At 73.1% G+C, this 17,164-nt stretch carries 13 protein-coding genes; 3 read left to right on the top strand and 10 right to left on the bottom strand.

Going from position 1 to position 17,164, the window contains the following annotated elements; genetic code table 11:
• The first annotated feature begins 80 nt into the window (after nt 1–80).
• Together COUCH_RS04460 and COUCH_RS04455 are read left to right on the top strand one after the other, a co-directional pair.
• Nucleotides 81–989 carry a DNA primase gene (locus COUCH_RS04460; RefSeq protein WP_249610822.1) on the top strand — a complete coding sequence of 303 codons (909 nt, stop codon included), beginning with the start codon at nt 81–83 and terminating at the stop codon, nt 987–989.
• A 76-nt stretch (nt 990–1,065) separates the two neighbouring features.
• Nucleotides 1,066–3,393, top strand: a complete 2,328-nt coding sequence (locus COUCH_RS04455) for a transposase (RefSeq protein ID WP_249610821.1) — start codon at nt 1,066–1,068, stop codon at nt 3,391–3,393.
• A gap of 626 nt (nt 3,394–4,019) precedes the next feature.
• Here COUCH_RS04455 and COUCH_RS04450 read toward each other — a convergent pair.
• The 6 genes from COUCH_RS04450 to COUCH_RS04425 form a co-directional block, all read right to left on the bottom strand.
• A complete protein-coding gene (locus COUCH_RS04450) occupies nt 4,020–4,961 on the bottom strand; it encodes a cellulose binding domain-containing protein (protein ID WP_249610820.1) in 942 nt (313 codons plus the stop codon).
• Nucleotides 4,962–5,554: 593 nt separating this feature from the next.
• Entirely contained in the window at nt 5,555–6,142 is a 588-nt protein-coding gene (locus tag COUCH_RS04445) for a GTP-binding protein (RefSeq protein WP_041832917.1), read from the bottom strand.
• A 1-nt stretch (nt 6,143) separates the two neighbouring features.
• Nucleotides 6,144–6,518 (bottom strand): DUF742 domain-containing protein, encoded by a 375-nt coding sequence (locus tag COUCH_RS04440; protein ID WP_249613561.1) that lies wholly within the window; start codon nt 6,516–6,518, stop codon nt 6,144–6,146.
• A gap of 92 nt (nt 6,519–6,610) precedes the next feature.
• A complete protein-coding gene (locus tag COUCH_RS04435; RefSeq protein WP_014447580.1) occupies nt 6,611–7,015 on the bottom strand; it encodes a roadblock/LC7 domain-containing protein in 405 nt (134 codons plus the stop codon).
• Complete coding sequence (locus tag COUCH_RS04430) at nt 7,012–10,683, bottom strand: sensor histidine kinase (RefSeq protein ID WP_249610819.1); 3,672 nt, start codon at nt 10,681–10,683, stop codon at nt 7,012–7,014. The genes COUCH_RS04435 and COUCH_RS04430 overlap by 4 nt, the downstream gene beginning before the upstream one ends.
• A gap of 448 nt (nt 10,684–11,131) precedes the next feature.
• On the bottom strand, nt 11,132–12,199 hold the full coding sequence (locus COUCH_RS04425) for an adenosine deaminase (RefSeq protein ID WP_249610818.1): 1,068 nt from the start codon (nt 12,197–12,199) through the stop codon (nt 11,132–11,134).
• Between the two features lie 26 nt (nt 12,200–12,225).
• Here COUCH_RS04425 and COUCH_RS04420 point away from each other — a divergent pair, with 26 nt between their 5' ends.
• The gene (locus tag COUCH_RS04420; protein WP_249610817.1) at nt 12,226–13,074 is read left to right on the top strand and encodes a putative RNA methyltransferase; all 849 of its coding nucleotides are present in this window, start codon (nt 12,226–12,228) and stop codon (nt 13,072–13,074) included.
• Here COUCH_RS04420 and COUCH_RS04415 read toward each other — a convergent pair.
• The 4 genes from COUCH_RS04415 to COUCH_RS04400 all read right to left on the bottom strand — a co-directional run bounded on the left by COUCH_RS04415 (nt 13,071) and on the right by COUCH_RS04400 (nt 17,162).
• The gene (locus COUCH_RS04415; protein WP_249610816.1) at nt 13,071–13,748 is read right to left on the bottom strand and encodes a DUF4272 domain-containing protein; all 678 of its coding nucleotides are present in this window, start codon (nt 13,746–13,748) and stop codon (nt 13,071–13,073) included. The genes COUCH_RS04420 and COUCH_RS04415 overlap by 4 nt on opposite strands.
• A 6-nt stretch (nt 13,749–13,754) precedes the next feature.
• A complete protein-coding gene (locus COUCH_RS04410) occupies nt 13,755–15,077 on the bottom strand; it encodes a thymidine phosphorylase (protein WP_249610815.1) in 1,323 nt (440 codons plus the stop codon).
• 85 nt (nt 15,078–15,162) lie between these two features.
• The gene (locus tag COUCH_RS04405) at nt 15,163–15,876 is read right to left on the bottom strand and encodes a cytidine deaminase (protein WP_249610814.1); all 714 of its coding nucleotides are present in this window, start codon (nt 15,874–15,876) and stop codon (nt 15,163–15,165) included.
• A gap of 17 nt (nt 15,877–15,893) precedes the next feature.
• On the bottom strand, nt 15,894–17,162 hold the full coding sequence (locus COUCH_RS04400) for an ABC transporter permease (RefSeq protein WP_249610813.1): 1,269 nt from the start codon (nt 17,160–17,162) through the stop codon (nt 15,894–15,896).
• Nucleotides 17,163–17,164: the final 2 nt, after the last annotated feature.

Raw genomic sequence — 17,164 nt, 5'->3', positions numbered from 1 at the left:
CCCTCCCAGGAGCGACCACTAAGGTGTGTGCGCAGACTCACCCATCCGAACAGCGTGCGAGAACCCATCCGGAGGTCAGCGTGGCCAGCCAGTCTCCCGAAGAGGCCGCCGAGGCCTCGACGGTCAAAGAGGGCCCCTCGGGCCGTGCGCTCTGGGACGAGGTCCGGATCGAGCCGGTGGAGATCGCCCTTCCCGGCGGCGTCGCGCTGACGCTCCGGGCGTACCGGAAGGCCTCGGAGCTCACCCTCACCGAGGTCGAGGCCGACGAGGACGACCCCTTCGAGGCGCGGGAGCGCGCGGCCGCCGCGCGCGCCGCCGAGGAGGAGGAAGTCATCGTCGACGAGGAGTTCGCCGCGCTGGTCACGGAGGACGCCCCCGGCTCGAAGACCCACCGGTCCGACGACGGCGTCCTGCGCAACGAGGACGGCGAGGTCGTCGAGGAGCCCGACCCCGAGGACTTCAAGGACGACGAGCCGGAGGCCAAGGCCGACCGGACGGACGACGAGGAGGTGCCCGTCTTCCTGAGCCACAAGGGCAGACTTCTCGCGTTCAAGAGCCCCGAGTCGCTGGTCTCCTTCATTCATTCGGGTGCGCCGAACGATCTCGCACAACTGGACACCTGGCCGACGCTGGCCCAGCGGGTACAGTCGTCCGACGTCGACCCGCTGCCGGAGGACCGCTACGAGCTGGACCTCGTCGTGGAGAACCTGCGCGGCGGGCACGACACCTGGGACCTGCCCCTGCTCATCGCCGCGGGTGAGGTGGCCCGGGACCTGGGTCACGCGTTGCGCCTGAAGCCGGTGATCCTGGCCCTGGCGTCCGGCTCACCACTCGATGACCTGGACGAGTCCCTCCGGTCCGCGGAAAGTGGCGGAATGGGCGGTTTCTTCGGTCGCCGCAAGCTCCGTAAAATCGGCGCACAACAGGCGAGCCTGGGATGGCGTTCGGTAATCGGCAAGATCTCTGCCGCTGTGGACTGGCGCGACTGACCCCTCACCAGGGACCATCAGTCCTTGGCCGGAAACAGGTCGCGAACAACCCTCACCCGGGGAGGAGGACGACGCCGTGGCGCTCGTGCGCGTGTACTGCGGTCTGGCGTCGGCTGATGAGACGGTGCGCTCGGCCTCGGCCGGCTCCGCCCTGACCATCGCCGTGGTGGACGACGCAGGACGGCTGCTCGGAGTTCACGAGATCAGCGACGACCCGGCCGGGTACGCCCAGCTCGGCATGCTGCTCGTCGAACGGACCAGCGGCTTCGCCGAGGCCGCGGTGGCCGCCGACAGCGACGACCACATGGTCACCTCGCTGCTGACCGCCGCCGGGCGTCCCCTCGTGGTGGCCGACGACGACTCGGCCGACGACTTCGCCGAGCGCTTCGCCGACGACGAGTCCCCCGAGGAGATCGCGGCACCCTCGGCCGCCCGCCGCGCCGTGGGCCTCGCCCGGGCGCTGCAGGCCGGTGCCATCGCCGCCGTCACGGTTCCCACCCCGCGCGACCTCGTGAGCTACAAGCCCGTACTCGCCGCGCACGTCGCCATGCTGAACGGCCGGTACGCCTCCGCCATCGCCCTGCGTGAGGTGCTGCGCGAGCTGTATCCCGCCGCGCTGCGGGCGTACCCGGACCCCGCGCACCCGCTCGCGCTGGCCGTCCTCGACGCGCTGCCCGAGCCCGGCCGCCTGACCGGCCGCGGCGCCGACCCGCAGCAGGTCGCCGAGGAGGTCGCCGCCGAGCTGACCCGCGCCGGCGCCGGCACCGAGGACCAGGTCGTCGCGGCCGTCACCGCGCTGGTCGTGGCGATCAACGAGTCCCCGCGCCGCGGTGGCGTCAACAAGTCCCTCGCCCCGGCGGCGGCCGACACCGTCCGGCACGCCATCGGCGCCGTCAAGTCCTGCGACTCCGCCTGCGAGGCGCTCGTCGGCACGCTCGCCGCGCGGGTCAGCCAGCAGGCAGCAAACCCGGTACCGGGCCGCCGCCAGGCCGGATCCCGCCGCGCCGCCGAGCCCGCCGCCAGCCTGTCCTCCGTACGTCCCGGCGACACCGGCACGCGGCTCGCCCGTCCCGGCGACACCGGCACCCGGCTCGGCCGCCCGGGCGACACCGGCACCCGGCTCGGCCGCCCCGGCGACACCGGCACCCGCATCGGCCGCCGCGGCCGTCCCGAGCCCGCCGCCGCGAGCGGCGGTCCGGCCACGCCGCGCCCGATCACCACGCCGCCGGTCGCGCCCGACCCGATCATGCCGCCGCCGTTGGCGCCGCGCCCGGTCACTCCGCCGCCGGCCGCCCCCGCCGCGAGCCTGCCCACCCGCACTCCGGCGGCAGGCCCGGCCAGCCGCCCGGTGTCGGTGCCGCCGCCCCCGCCGGGCATGACCCCGATCACCCCGGGCGCCCGACCCGGCTCGTCGGCACCCCGTCCCACCTCGCCGGCCTCGCGCCCCTCGTCGGTGCCGCCGGCGGAAGCGGGGCAGCCGTTCCGCCCCACGCTGACGAACGCGGCGATGAGCAGCGCCCGCGCCGAACGCCAGCGCACGGTCATCCCGCCGCGGCCCTCCACCCGCAACGGGTCCGCCGCCGCACCGGGTGGCGCCACCGACTTCTCGCTGCCCATGCCGGCTCAGCGCGGCTCCACCGAGATGCCCGAGCCGGGCTCGCGGGCCAACTGGCCCCTGCTGAACTCCTCCGACGACGCGCCCACCCCGCCACCCGCCGCGGTCAGCAGCCCGCCCTCGGACGGCCGCGTCAAGCCGCCGTGGCAGGACATGCCGAAGGAGCCGCCGTCGCTGCGCCTCGTGGAGTCCGGCCTGGGCGGCCTGGAAACCGCCCCACCGAACGTCACGGCGAGCACCGACCCGCCGCCCCTGCGCCTCGTCGACGACCGGGGCGGCCGCAACGGCCGCGCCACGGCCCGCCGCGCCGCACCCACCCTCACGGCCCTGGACCGCAGCACCACCCCGCCGGTTCCGGCCGAGGGCGACGGCGACCTCCTCATCTTCGCGGCCGCCCGCTCCGCCTGGTTCACCGGCCACGACGAGGCAGCCGCCCCGGCCGACCTCGACTGGAGCAGCCCGATGGACACGGGCTGGCGCGCGGCCGAGAAGGCCTCCGCGCCCGAGATCGCCGCCGAGACGCCGGCCGGCCTGCCGAAGCGCGTACCGCAGGCCAACCTCGTACCGGGCTCCCCGCTCCGCGAGGAACGCCCCCTCCGCATCGTCCGCGACGCGGCCAGCATCGCAGCCCACACCACCGGCTACTTCCGCGGCTGGCGTCGCGGGCAGGAAATCGGCGGGTACGCGATCGGCGGCCGGCCGGGGCGTGAGGCGGCGGGTGGCTGGGACTTCAGCCGGGACGGGCAGGAGTCCGAGGACTACCGGAACGCGGGCTACCCGAGCCGCTGATCTCTCCGGCCGGGTCGCCCCCGCCGGTCGTGCCTGTGCGTATTTGCCGGTGAATCCGGGCGCCGCGTGACCTCCACCGGCGCGTCCTCAGCTGGCTGACTGCTGGCTTTTGTCGTCGGTGCCGGCAAGCTGCTCCCCTGCCGGCTCCATGAGCCTGCCCGTGCGTACCTGCCCAGGCCTGCCCACGGCCCGGCCGCGTGGCCACGCCCACGGGGGCTGGCCAACCGGGCCTGCCCGCCGCGTCTGCCACACCGCGCCCGGCGTGCGCATCCGGCCCTCGACCCGACTTACGCATCCGGCCCTGGGCCCGGCGTGCGCGTCTGGCCCTGGGCCCGGCGTGCGCCTCCGGCCCCGAGCCCGACCTGGGCGTCCCGGTCCGGCTCTGGGTCCGGTTCCCGGGTCCGGTCCGGCTCGGGTCCGGTCTGGGCCCGGCTGCCGCGTCTGGCCCGGGTCCGGCCACCGCTTGCGCCTCGGGCGCCGGCCCACCACATCCGGGCGGGCTTATCTGCGGGGGACCGCCCACCGGTCAGCTCTGCCGCCCGTCCGTAGCGACCTGCCGACGGCCCGGCCCTGCCTACCCGCCGGCGGCGCCCACCGCCCGCCCGGGCCGACGCGGCGTTGAGCCGTCAGCTGACCGTCTGGGTCAGCCGGCCCGGGTCCGAGAGCCGGTCCAGTGCGTCGATTGCGCGTACCGACCAGGTGTGTTCGCCCGCCGGCGGGACTGGTGCGACGTACCGCAGGGCACCTGTGACGGCTACCGGGGTGCCGTCCAGCGACACCTCGTAGCCCGCGATCACAGGTGCGGGGCCGACCGGCGGCGGGAGTGGCTGGTCCCAGGTGAGTCGCTGGGTGCCGGGGGCCGCGGCCGGGGTGATTGCCAGGCGGCCGGGGGCCGGGGGCGGGGACAGCTGGGGTGTGCCCAGGAACGCGTACGCGCTCGCCGAGTAGTTGCCCGCCGCGTCGATGGCCCGTACGCGGAAGACGTAGACCCGGGGCGGCAGCGCGGGGCCGGTGTGGAAGACGTAGCTGGTGTCCGTGGTGGTGGTCAGCAGCGTGCCGCTCTCGTACACCTCGTAGTGGCGCAGTTGGCGGTCGTCGGTGGAGGCCGCCCAGTGCAGGGTGACTCCGCCGTTGGTGTCGATGGTCAGCGGCGACGGGCGGGTGGGGTCGGTCTCGTCGGGCCATCGGCCGTCGCAGGGCTGGCCGTTGACGCGGCAGTTCGCCGGTTCGCCGGTGCCGTTGGCGTACCAGCCGAGGTCGACGGAGCCGCCCGGAACGAGCGTCGCGTTCCACGACTCGGGTTGTACGGTCACGTGGTTGCCGATACGCGCGAAGCGGCCGTTCCAGCTGGTCGCGATGGTGGTGTCGGCGGGCAGGTCGAATTCCAGCCGCCAGCCGGTCACGGTGACGGGCGAGTCGTTGTGTACGCGGTACCCGGCGACCTGGTCATTGTTGAACACCGTCCGCTGGAGGTCGGCGCGGACCGTCGGCGGTACGGGCGGGGTCGCGAACGCCGGCGCGGGGATCAGCACGGTCAGCAGGGCGGCCAGCCAGGGCAGAGGGTTCATGCCCACAGGCTAGAGACATCGAGCTATCTCAATGTGATGATTGCCGGGACTTGCCGGTAAGACGTGTTCTGGCTCGTCCATCCGGTGGGACGGCAACAGCCTCAGCGGGGCAAGGACCGCCGAAGGGCCGGGCGGCGGCCCCCCCGGCGGCGTCAAGCGCTCGCGGGCGCCTGAGGGGCTATGACGGGCCTGGGCGGCCGTCCGGCGAACGCTGCCGCAGCCCAAGCGCGCCGCAGAGAGCCGCGAGATGTGCCGCCGTCACAGCCAGTGAGCGGACGAAGCGACACGGCCCCGCGACGTGTGACACCGCAGCCGCCGAGGGACCGAGCCCGACGAGGCGACCCGGCGCCCGCGACGCGTGACACCGCAGCCGCCGAGGGCCCGAGCGGGACGAGGCGACCCGGCTCCGCAGGGGTGGGGGATCGCCACGACCAGAGCACCGGGCCCGACGAGCGGACGAGCGCCGGCCGCCGGGCAGTCGTCCGCTGGAGCGACGGGAAGCCCGCCCGCGGGAGGCGGCGGGAAGGTGCGAGGCCGGTCGGGGCACGCAAAAGTCCCGCTCTGTCGGACAGAGCGGGACTTTCGACGACGGGTCAGGCCGGTGCTACCGCGCGCGAGCGGCGCATGGTGAGGACGTACTCGACGAGCGAGATGAGTACGTTCTTCGTCGACTCCCGGTTGCGGGCGTCGCAGCTCACCACGGGTACGTCGCTGGAGATCGCGAGCGCGTCGCGGACGTCCTGGGCGTTGTGGTACTGCATGCCGTCGAAGCAGTTGATGGCGACCAGGTACGGCAGCCGCCGATGCTCGAAGAAGTCGATGGCGGCGAAGCAGTCGGCGAGCCGACGCGTGTCCACCATGACCACCGCACCGATGGCGCCCCGGACCAGCTCGTCCCACATGAACCAGAAACGCGTCTGGCCCGGCGTGCCGAACAGGTACAGGATCAGGTCCCGGTCGATGCTGATGCGGCCGAAGTCCATCGCCACCGTGGTCGTCGTCTTCCCCGGCACCTGCCGGTTGTCGTCGACGCCCACACCGGCGGAGGTCATGATCGCCTCAGTGGTCAGCGGGGTGATCTCAGAAACGGACCCCACCAGCGTCGTCTTACCGACGCCGAACCCACCGGCGATGACAATCTTCGCCGATGTCACGCGCCCGGCGGTCGGCCGGCGCGACATGTCAGAGCCTGCGAAGTCCACTCAGCACCCTTTCCAGCAGTTCCGTACCCACCGCATCGTTCTCGTCCTCCAGCGACGTCGGCTCGTAAACTGCCACCAGGCCGTCGTGCGCCATGTCGGCGACGATCACCCGAGCCACCCCGAGCGGTAGTTGCATGCGTGCGGCGATCTCGGCCAGCGACTGAACTCTGCCGCCGTCGCACATCGCCGCGATGTACTGGTGTTCGCTCCCGCCCCTGCCCGGCCCGGTGGAACGGCCGCGGACGGTGGTCTCTACGAGCGCTTCCAGCGCTATCTCAAGCCTGGGCCGGGTCCGGCCACGGGTCACGGCGTACGGTCTGACCAGTGCGCCGGTCGGCTCATCGCGTTCGGGCATCGTCACCGCTCACCCCATCCCTCGGCCCATAGAAGTGTCTCGTGTTGTCAAGGTTTTGGACAGATACCGGACGGATCCGGTAGGCAATCCGTTCAGCCGAGCACTCCGGCCGCCGAGCGCGGAGCCGGCGTCAGGGCCTCGCCCACGCGGTCCACCAGGAGCGCCATCTCGTAGCCCACCTGTCCGACGTCGCAGCTGCGGGCCGCGAGGACGGCGAACGACGAGCCATCCGAGATCGACATCAGGAAGAGGAACCCGTTGTCCATCTCGACGACCGTCTGCAGCACCGCGCCGCCCTCGAAGCACCGCGCGGCGCCCTGGGTCAGGCTGACCAGGCCGGAGGCGATGGCCGCCAGCTGGTCGGCGCGGTCCCGGGGAAGGTCCCGCGAGGCCGCGAGCAGCAGACCGTCGGCGGAGACCGCGATCGCGTGCGCAACCCCGGGGACGCGGTCGGCGAAGTTGGCCAGGAGCCAACCCAGATCCTGCGTACTTGTCATGCCTCATGCTCCTTGCCAGCCTGCGAGGACTGCTGCCCTCCCGGAGTCTCCTCCGGGTTGGTCGATTGATCCTTCGTGCGACCCCGCTGCACACCGCGGTGGTACGCGGACAGCAGCCCGCGAACCGCCTCGGGGGTGCGGCGTTGTACGGAGGTCTCGGCCCGGTCCACACCACCAGGAACGAGCTGTGCCATCGGCGTACGGCGCGGCAGACCGGCCGTCGTCGTCGTCTCCACCGGCATCTCGGCGGCCTTGCGAGCTGCTTGCCAGCCCTCGTCGGCCGCGGTCTGCCAGGGGTTGCCCGTGCTGACGTCGGCCGTGCCGTTCACGCCGGCCGAGCCGTTCGCCGCCGAGCCGTTCGCCACGACCGCACCCACCGTGGCGGGGTCGCGGTCGATGCGGGTCTCCGGCGAGGGAGCCTGCTGCGGCACGCCGGGCTGGCGGGCCGGCTCCCCGGTGGAGAAGCGCTGGGTGGTCACCACGTCGGCGTCCGGCGAGGGGCTGGACGGGGCCGATGGCTTCGGCTCGGTCTTCCGCGGCTCGCTGGGCCGGGCGGTGGTGAACCAGGCCGACTCGAGCTCCCGGAAGATCGGCAGCTCCATCGTCTCGTCCGCGAACTGCGACTGCCCGTCGCCGTTGGCCCGCTGACGCGCTGCCGCCTGTGCGGCCGCGATCTGCGCCGCGGCGGTGGCCTGCGCGGCCGCTGCCTGCTGGGCAGCCGCCTCGTGCGCGGCCGCCGCGGCGGCGGCGGACCGCTCGGCCTCGCTCGGCGGCGTGGCGTTCTGCGGGTTCGTGGGCGGCGCGACCTGCGGCTGCGGGCCGGCGCCGGACCGCTCCGGGCGGTACCGCGGCAGCTCGGCGGTCATGTCCAGGGCGGCCGCGAGGCTCTCCGGGACGTGCGGGGTGCCGTGGTCACGCTCCCCCGAGACCGGCGGCCAGGCCGGCGGGGACGCGGGCGGCGCCGACTGCGGGCGGCCGGCGTTCGGCGGGGCCGACTGCGGGCGGCTCGTGTTCGGCGGCGCCGAGGTCGGCGGGCCGGAGACGGGCGGCGACGACACCGGGCGGCCACCACCGTACGGCGGCGCGGACGGCACCGGCGGCGCGGAGACCGGCGGGACGGGGGGCGCGGAGACCGGCGGCACGAACGGCGACCGGCTCGGCGTCTCGGGGCTGGGCGGCAGCTGGCGCGGGATGGTGTGCCCGAAGGCTCCCGTGTCCTCGGGCCGGGGCCCGTCGCCGTTGCGGCGCTGCGGCAGCCCGTCGTTGCCGGCGAAGCCCTGCGGGCCGGACTGGGGCAGCGGCGGGATCGGCTCGTTGCTGCGCGGGCCGTGGAAGCCGTTGGCGCCGGTGGAGCCGTTGCTGAATCCATTGGCGCCGCCGCCACCGAAGCCGTTGGCACCGCCGCCGAAGCCGTTGGACGGACCACCGAAGCCGTTGGCCGGCTCGAAGCCGTTGGTGGGCGCGCCGGTCAGGTCGGACCAGGCCGGCACCGAGCGGCCCGCGCCCGTGCCGAGCATGCCACCGGAGGGCATCGGCGGGTTCGGGTCGAACGGGCGTCCGCCCGGGTAGCCGCCACGGCCGCCGCTCTCGAGCGCCAGCGGCGGCTCGGCGAAGGCGGGCCGGTGGTCGGCGCCGCCGAACGACGTGGGGGCGGCGCTGCTGGGCAGCCGACCGGCCGAGCCGGCCGTCACCATGACACCGGCCGGCAGGCCGACGTCGGCGACCGTGCCCCGCTCGGTGTCGGCGGGCCGCAGCTCGACCTTGACGCCGTGCCGGTTGGCCAGGCGGGCGACCACGACGAGGCCCATCATCCGGGAGACGGCGACGTCCACCATGGGCGGGTTGGCCAGCCGCTCGTTGAGGTCGCGCAGCTGCTCGCGGCTGATGCCGATGCCACGGTCCTCGACCGAGAGCACCGCGCCGTCGCCGAGGCGGCGCGCCTCGACCACGACGTGCGAGTTCGGCGGCGAGAACGCGGTCGCGTTGTCGAAGAGCTCGGCGACCAGGTGGACCATGTCGTTGACCGCGTGCGCGGACACCTCGATGTCCCGGTCGATCATCCCGAACTCGATGCGGGTGTAGTGCTCGACCTCGGACTGCGCGGCGCGCAGCACGTCGATCAGGGCGGCCGGCTCGCGCTGCACGCGGGTGGAGTCGGCGCCGGCGAGAACGAGGAGGTTCTCGTCGTTGCGGCGCATCCGGGTCGCGAGGTGGTCGAGCTGGAAGAGCTCGGCCAGGCGGTCCGGGTCCTCCTCGCCGCGCTCCAGCCGGTCCAGGTGACCGATGAGCCGGTCGACCAGGATCTGCGAACGACGGGCGAGGTTGACGAACATCGTCGCGACGGAGGACCGCAGGGCGGCCTGCTCGGCCGCGGTCCGGACGGCTTCCAGGTGGACCGCGTTGAACGCCTCGGTCACCTGCCCGAACTCGTCCCGGCTGCGCACGGGCAGCGGCTCGGCGACCTGATCGGCCACTTGCGCCGGGGTCAGCGAGCCGGTCAGCGCCGGATCACGCAGCCGCTCGACCGCCTGGGGCAGGCCGAACTGGGCGACGTTCAGGGCGCCCTGGCGCAGCTCGCGCAGCGAGCGGGCCATCGACCGGGCCACGATCCACGCGAAGACGATCGCGAGCAGGAGCATGCCGAGCAGGACGCTGGTCTCGATGAACACCTGGCGCTGCACGCGGTCGCGGATGTCGGTGGCCTGGGCCACGATCTGCTGGTCGAGATCGGTCTCGACCGTGCGGAACAGGCCGTTGTAACCGACCATCGCGCTTTCCCACTTGGTGCGGTCGAACGGGATCGCCGTGATGTTGTCGGCGCCCAGCGCGGCCAGCGGGCCGGTCAGGTTGGTCGCGGCGCGCTTGGCGGGGCCCTTGACGACGCGGTCGAAGAGCGCCTTGTCCTCGTTGGTGGCCACCTGGCGCATCGACGAGTCGGCGATCGTGTAACCGGTGTCGGTGAGCAGGAGCTCGCGGCGCAGGTCGGGGGTGAGCCGGCCCTCGCCGAGCACCCGGTGGCCGACGTCGCGCTGGCGGGAGATGTAGTCCTTGGCCCGGGCGACGGCGGCGACCACGCGCAGCCGGTCGCTGAGCTCGGTGTCCTGGGCGAGCTGCGCGGAGGCGTCGCGCACGTTCAGCAGGTCGTTGATCACGACGCTGTACGCGCTGTCGACCTCCTTGGGGTTGAACTGGCCGTTGGCCGTCTGGCTCCGGGTGGAGGGCAGCTCTTCGAGGTTGAAGTTGAGCCGCGAGAGGAGGGTGGCGACCTGGTCGGGCACCTCGTCGAGGGCGGCCTTCTGCTGGGCGTACGGCAGCTTGGCCGCGTCGACCTTGGGGTGCTCGGCGTTGTACGCCTGGGTCGCCGCCTGGCGGTCCGGCGTGTCCGGCTTGGTGGTCGCGATCATCACGCCGTACGCGCGCTCGTTCTGCAGGTGGTCGACGAGTCCACCGGCGGCCTGCGACAGCACGGCCAGCGTGCGTGCGCGCTCGGCGTTGCTCGCCTCGTCGATGTGGTCGATCAGGCCGCTGGTACCGACGATGATCGTCGCCAGGGTGGGCACGAGCATGATGAGCCCGAGCTTCGACCAGATCGGCAGATCCCGCAGCCGACCGGCCGGCCGGCGGAGACGCGACATGACCGCGTTCGCCGTCTTGGGGCGCTTGCTCACGTCACCGTCCTCCTGTTTCGGACCCGGCCTTCGGATCACCGGGCACCGCACACGGCCGACACACCGGGTCGGGCCCCCGAGATTCCATCACGACGAGTGTCAAAGAGAAAGAGCAGCCTGACCCGGACCGTTTGTGTGATGCGAAGTCGCGTCCGAAGACGCCGTCATCGCTGGTCGGTCATCACTGCTCGTATAGGGGCGCATCTCTCACGGTCACTCGATTCCGTCGGCATCGCGGGGTCTCCGCGCGTGCCGATCTGCCCGGATCCACCATCGATCCGGGCAGCACAGACGATGGCTCGCACGGGAGCGGACGGCAAGGCAAGATGCCGGATTATGCAGCTTTTGTAGACAGGAGACTGACCGAACGGTCGAGCCGCCTGACCGAATCGGCAGTTCGGCTCGACGAAAGTACGGACGTGTCGTTCATGCCCGTTCAAAACGGACTTCAGGCGACCAACTTCGCGTACGCCGGCTTGATCACATCGAGGATGATCGCCAGCCGCTCGTCGTACGGGATGAACGCGGACTTCATCGCGTTGATCGTCAGCCACTGCAGTTCACTCCAGCCCCAGCCGAAGGCCTCGACCAGCAGCGCCATCTCCCGCGACATCGAGGTGCCGCTCATCAACCGGTTGTCGGTGTTGACCGTGACGCGGAAGCGGAGGTCGCGCAGCAGCCCGATGGGGTGGTCGGCGATCGACTCCACGGCGCCGGTCTGCACGTTGGAGGACGGGCACAGCTCCAGCGGGATGCGCTTGTCGCGGACGTACGACGCCAGCCGTCCCAGCTTCCCGGCGGTGATGTCGTCGACGATGCGTACGCCGTGCCCGAGCCGGTCCGCGCCGCACCACTGGATCGCCTGCCAGATCGACGGCAGCCCGAACGCCTCGCCCGCGTGGATGGTGAAGTGGAAGTTCTCCCGCTGCAGGTACTCGAACGCGTCCAGGTGCCGGGTGGGCGGGAAGCCGGCCTCGGCACCGGCGATGTCGAACCCGACCACCCCGGAGTCGCGGTAGCGCACGGCGAGCTCGGCGATCTCCTGCGAGCGTGCGGCGTGCCGCATCGCGGTCAGCAGCGTGCCGATGCGGATCGTGGTGCCCTGCGCGGCCGCCTCGGCGCATCCGTCCCGGAAGCCGGCGTCCACCGCGTCGACGACCTGGTCGAGGGTCAGGCCCCGCTCGAGGTGCTGCTCCGGCGCGTAGCGGACCTCCGCGTAGACGACGCCGTCGGCGGCCAGGTCCAGCGCGCACTCCTTCGCGACCCGGTGCAGGCTCTCCTCGGTCTGCATCACCGCCACCGTGTGCGCGAACGTCTCCAGGTAGCGTTCCAGCGACCCGGAGTCCGCCGACGCGACGAACCACTCCCGCAGCCGCTCCGGATCGGTCTCGGGCAGCTGGTGCCCGACGGCGTCCGCCAGTTCGACGATGGTCGCGGGCCGCAACCCGCCGTCGAGGTGGTCGTGGAGCAGGGCCTTCGGGGCCTTCACGATGTCGGCGAGGGAGATGGCAGCCATCAGCAGATGTTAGAGGGGCGGAGGAGATGATCGACGGCGCATTGCCGTACCTGCGGTGCCCGGTGTGCGGCGGAACACTCGCCCGGAAGGCCTTTAGTCCGTTTGTGGGTGGCGGCGGGGTGGTTGGACAGGGCGACGAACGGGCCCTGCGCTGCTCCCGCGGGCACTCCTTCGACATCGCGCGGCAGGGCTACGTCACCCTGACGGCGGGCCGGTCGCCCCATCCGGGCGACAGCGCCGACATGGTCGCCGACCGGGAGACCTTTCTGGCGGAAGGCCATTACGACTTCATCGCGCAGGCGCTGGCCGCAGCGGTACGCGTGGACGACGGACTGGTCGTCGACGCGGGTACGGGCACCGGCCGCTACCTCGCCCACGTGCTCGACGCCCTCCCGGGGCTGCCGGGGCTGGGCCTCGACGTCTCCAAGCCGGCCCTGCGCCGGGCGGCCCGGGCGCACCCGCGGGCCGCTGCCGTGCTCGCCGACCTCTGGCGCCCGCTCCCCCTCGCCGACGCCTCGGCGAGTGTCGTGCTCAACGTCTTCGCCCCGCGCAACGGGCCGGAGTTCCGCCGCATCCTGCGCCCGGACGGCCGGCTGCTCGTGGTCACCCCGGCGCGGGACCACCTCGCCGAGCTCGTCGACGCGTACGGGCTCGTCAAGGTGGATCCGGACAAGGCCGACCGGGTCGCCGATGCGCTGGGCGAGGGCTGGGCGGCGGTGTCCGTGCAGCCGGTCAGCCGCACGCTGCGGTTGTCGGAGGCGGAGACCCGTACGTTGATCGGCATGACGCCCAGTGCGCGGCACGTGCCGCCGCACGTGGCGGGACCACACGAGGTGACCGCGGCCGTTGACGTGACCTCCTACCGCCCGGTCTAGACCGACAGGTCGACCTCTTCCCATTCCGGCGGGTCGTCGTGGTACGGCCCGGAGAACACGACCGCCCACTCGAGGGCCCACCGGCGCTGGCCGATGGCGTTGCTGTCGACCTCGCCGGGTGGCCGTACGCCGTTCTTCTCCGCCTCCTGGAACGCCCAGTCCAGGCAGTAATAGAGGTCGAGCAGCACCGCCGCCTCGATCGCGTCCCGCGGCGCCACGAGCGACCGGGACCGCCAGGCGTTGAACAGCTCCCCGCCGGGCAGGTCCGGCATCTGCCGCATCAGCCGCTCCTCGGGCGGCGCGGTCGGGTCGAGGTGCCGGCTCAGCCCCAGCAGCCACGCCAGCGCGAACACCGCGTCGTGGTGCAGCACGAACGAGCGGTGATCGCCCTTGGCGCCGGCCACGAACTGCCACTCCGGGGGTGTGACGAAGTCCACCAGCTGGGATTTGAGCAGCCAGCTCATCGCGGTCTCGGTGGGCATGCCGAAGCAGCGTGCGACGACCACGTGCAGCACCGCCGCGCGCGCCTCCAGCTCGGCCGTGGGCCGCAGCTCCACGCCGTCGCCCGGCTCCCAGACCAGCGGGAACGCCGGGGGCGGCAGCGGCAGGGCGAGCCGTTCGAGCTCGTCCAGGCTGGCGTCGCGTACCGCTCGGGGATCGGGGGCGGCCTTCATGACCGCTCAGGCTATGCGATCGATCAACAGAGGGCCTTCAGTCCGTTCGTGGGTGGCGGTGGGGCGGTCGGAAGGGCGCCCAGGGGCGGGCGCGTCCGGCCCGACCCGGACGGCGCCGGCCGCGTCGGCCCGGGCGGCGGGGATCCGCTCCGGATCGTCCGTACGCAGCTCGAGCAGCACGTCACCCGCGCGTACGGCGTCACCCGGCCGCACCTTGAGCACCACGCCGGCGCCGAAGCTGACCGGGTCCTCCTTGCGCGCGCGCCCGGCGCCGAGCCGCCAGGCCGCCAGGCCGACGCCCAGCGCGTCGATCGAGGCGACCACGCCGTCCCGCTCGGCCCGCAGCACCTCGGTCTCCCGGGCGACCGGCAGCGCCGCGTCGGGATCGCCGCCCTGCGCGCGGATCATGGCCTTCCACGAGTCCATCGCGGCGCCGGACGCCAGCGCCTTCGCCGGGTCGGCGTCGATGCCGGCGGCCTCGAGCATCTCGCGGGCCAGCGCGAGGGTCAGCTCGACCACGTCGGCCGGTCCGCCGCCGGCCAGCACCTCGAGCGACTCCTCGACCTCGACGGCGTTGCCCACGGTCCGGCCCAGCGGGACGTTCATGTCGGTGAGCAGCGCAACCGTACGGACGCCGTGCGCCTTGCCGAGCTCCACCATCGTGCGGGCCAGTTCGCGGGCGGTGTCCTCGTCCTTCATGAACGCGCCCGTGCCGACCTTGACGTCCAGCACCAGCGCGCCCGTGCCCTCCGCGATCTTCTTGCTCATGATCGAGCTGGCGATCAGCGGGATGGCCTCGACGGTGCCGGTCACGTCGCGCAGGGCGTACAGCTTGCGGTCGGCCGGGGCCAGGCCCTCACCGGCCGCGCAGATGACCGCGCCCACGTCACGCAGCTGCCGGACGAACTCGTCGTTGCTCAGCGTGGCCCGCCACCCCGGCACCGACTCGAGCTTGTCGAGGGTGCCGCCGGTGTGCCCGAGGCCGCGGCCGGACAGCTGCGGCACGGCGGCGCCGCAGGCGGCCACGAGCGGGGTCAGCGGCAGCGTGATCTTGTCGCCGACGCCGCCGGTGGAGTGCTTGTCGACCGTCGGGCGTGACACCGCGGACAGGTCGAGCCGCTCGCCGCTGGCGATCATCGCGGCGGTCCAGCGGGCGATCTCGCCGGGCGTCATGCCGCGCAACAGGATCGCCATGGCCAGGGCGGACATCTGCTCGTCCGCGACGACACCCTTCGTGTACGCGTCGACGACCCAGTCGATCTGCGCGTCGGACAGCGCGTGCCCGTCCCGCTTGGCCCGGATGACGTCGACCACCGCGAACCCGCTCATGCTGTGCCTCCTTGGGCATGCCCTCCTGGCCCTCGCCGTCGCGGCCATCGACCGGCGCCAGCTTCGTCTGCTTCGGTGCAGTCGGTCATACCGCCTCCCACCTGGTGCCGATGCCTTCCGGGGGCTCGCCTTCGCCGGCCCACGCCAGCGCGCCCGCGGCGTCGACCACGACCACGCGTGACGTCCGCGTCAGGCCCCATGTGACCGCCGCGGCGGCGCTCGGGAAGATGGGCCCCTCCTCGAGGATGCCCTTCTCGACGTCGCTCTCCTGCGGACTTCCGCCGGAACGCTCCCAGTAACCCGTCCAGACCTGCTCGCCGCCGGAGAGGTCCGGGTGCACGAAGACGGTGCCGCGGCCACGCCAGCGGGCCAGCTGCGGCGGTACGTCGGGCACGGCGGCCGGGCCGGTGACCTTGTCCAGGTCGTCGGGGCCGAACGCGTGCGGCAGCAGTTCCGCCATCTTCAGCGGCCGGGGCAGGGCCTCCACCAGGCATTCCGGGCCGCCGTGCTCGTACAGCAGCTGGCGGCAGCGCCCGCACGGCATCAGCGGCAGGCCGTTGGCGTCGACGCACGAGACCGCGACGAGCCGGCCGCCGCCGGTGGCGTGCAGCGAGGAGACCAGGCCGCACTCGGCGCACAGGCCCACGCCGTACGAGGCGTTCTCGACGTTGCAGCCGACGACCACCCGGCCGTCGTCCACGAGCCCGGCCACCCCGACCGGGAAGTCGGAGTACGGCGCGTACGCATGCCGCATGGCCTCGATGGCCGCGGCGCGCAGCGACCCCCAGTCGATCTCCATGGTGCTGTTTCTCCCCGTCAGCTCTTGATGTACGGCTGGCCGTCGGCCGCGGGCGCACGTACCCGGCCGACGAGCCCGGCCACCGCCACGATCGTCGCCAGGTACGGCAGCATGTTGAGGAACTGGCTGGGCACCGGGCTGCCGACGGCGCTCAGGTACGTGGCGAGCTTCTGCGCGAAGCCGAAGAACAGCGCCGCGCCCAGCGCCCCGAACGGCGTCCAGCGGCCGAAGATCAGCGCGGCCAGCGCGATGAAGCCGGCGCCCGAGGTCATGTTCTTGTTGAAGCTGCCCGTGGCCACCAGCGTGAAGTACGCCCCGCCCGCTCCCGCGATCACGCCGCCGAGCAGCACGTTGAGGTAGCGCAGCCCGCGTACCCGGATGCCGACCGTGTCCGCCGCGGTGGGGTGCTCGCCGACCGCGCGGGTACGCAGGCCCCAGCGGGTGCGGGTGAGCCCGAAGTGGATCGCGAAGACCAGGATGAGCGCGAGCCAGACCAGCGCGTTGGTGTCGAACAGCACCGGGCCGATCACGGGGATGTCCGCGAGCCCGGGGATGTGCCACTCGGGCATCTTCGGCGGCTGATTGTAGGACTGCGCGTCGGGCTGCATCAGGCGCTCGTACAGGAAGCCGGTCACGCCCAGCGCCAGCAGGTTCAGCACGATGCCGACCACGACCTGGTCGACGAGGTAGCGGATCGCGAGCACGGCGAGGATCGCGGCGATGAGCGCGCCGCCGACCGCGGCGCTGAGCACGCCGGCCCAGACGCTGGTCGCCATCGTGCCGACCAGGGCGGCGCCGAAGGCGCCCATCAGGAACTGCCCCTCGATCGCCACGTTGACCACGCCGGACCGCTCCCCCAGGACGCCCGCCAGGGCACCCAGGATCAGGGGTACGGCCAGCTCCAGCGTGCCGCTGACGGTGTCGACCAGCGGCAGGAACTTGCCGGCGACCTGCCAGCACAGGAAGGACAGGACGAAGGCGAGGATGCCCAGGCTCAGCACGCTCGTCTGGTAGCGGCGGGCCAGGCCGGCGAGCAACACCGCGCCCGCGCCGAGGGCGATGACGCCGAAGGCGATCGCCCCGACCTGCCCGTTGATCGAGAGCGCCGCGCCGGCGGCGTCCTCGCTGAGCGTGAACCGGGCGGTCTGCGAGGGCGCCAGGGCGCCGAAGAGAACGGTCGCCACCAGGCCGATCGCGGCCACGCCGACGCCGAGGCGCCGCTGCCGGTCCCAGAACCGCGCCGGCGCTGCCGCCGCGGTCAGGTCCTCCGCTGTCGCGGTCGACACCG

This window comes from Couchioplanes caeruleus, assembly GCF_023499255.1.
Lineage (GTDB): Bacteria > Actinomycetota > Actinomycetes > Mycobacteriales > Micromonosporaceae > Actinoplanes > Actinoplanes caeruleus_A.
The sequence above is the reverse complement of the archived record's forward strand: the minus strand, read 5'-3'. Positions and strand labels throughout refer to the sequence as shown.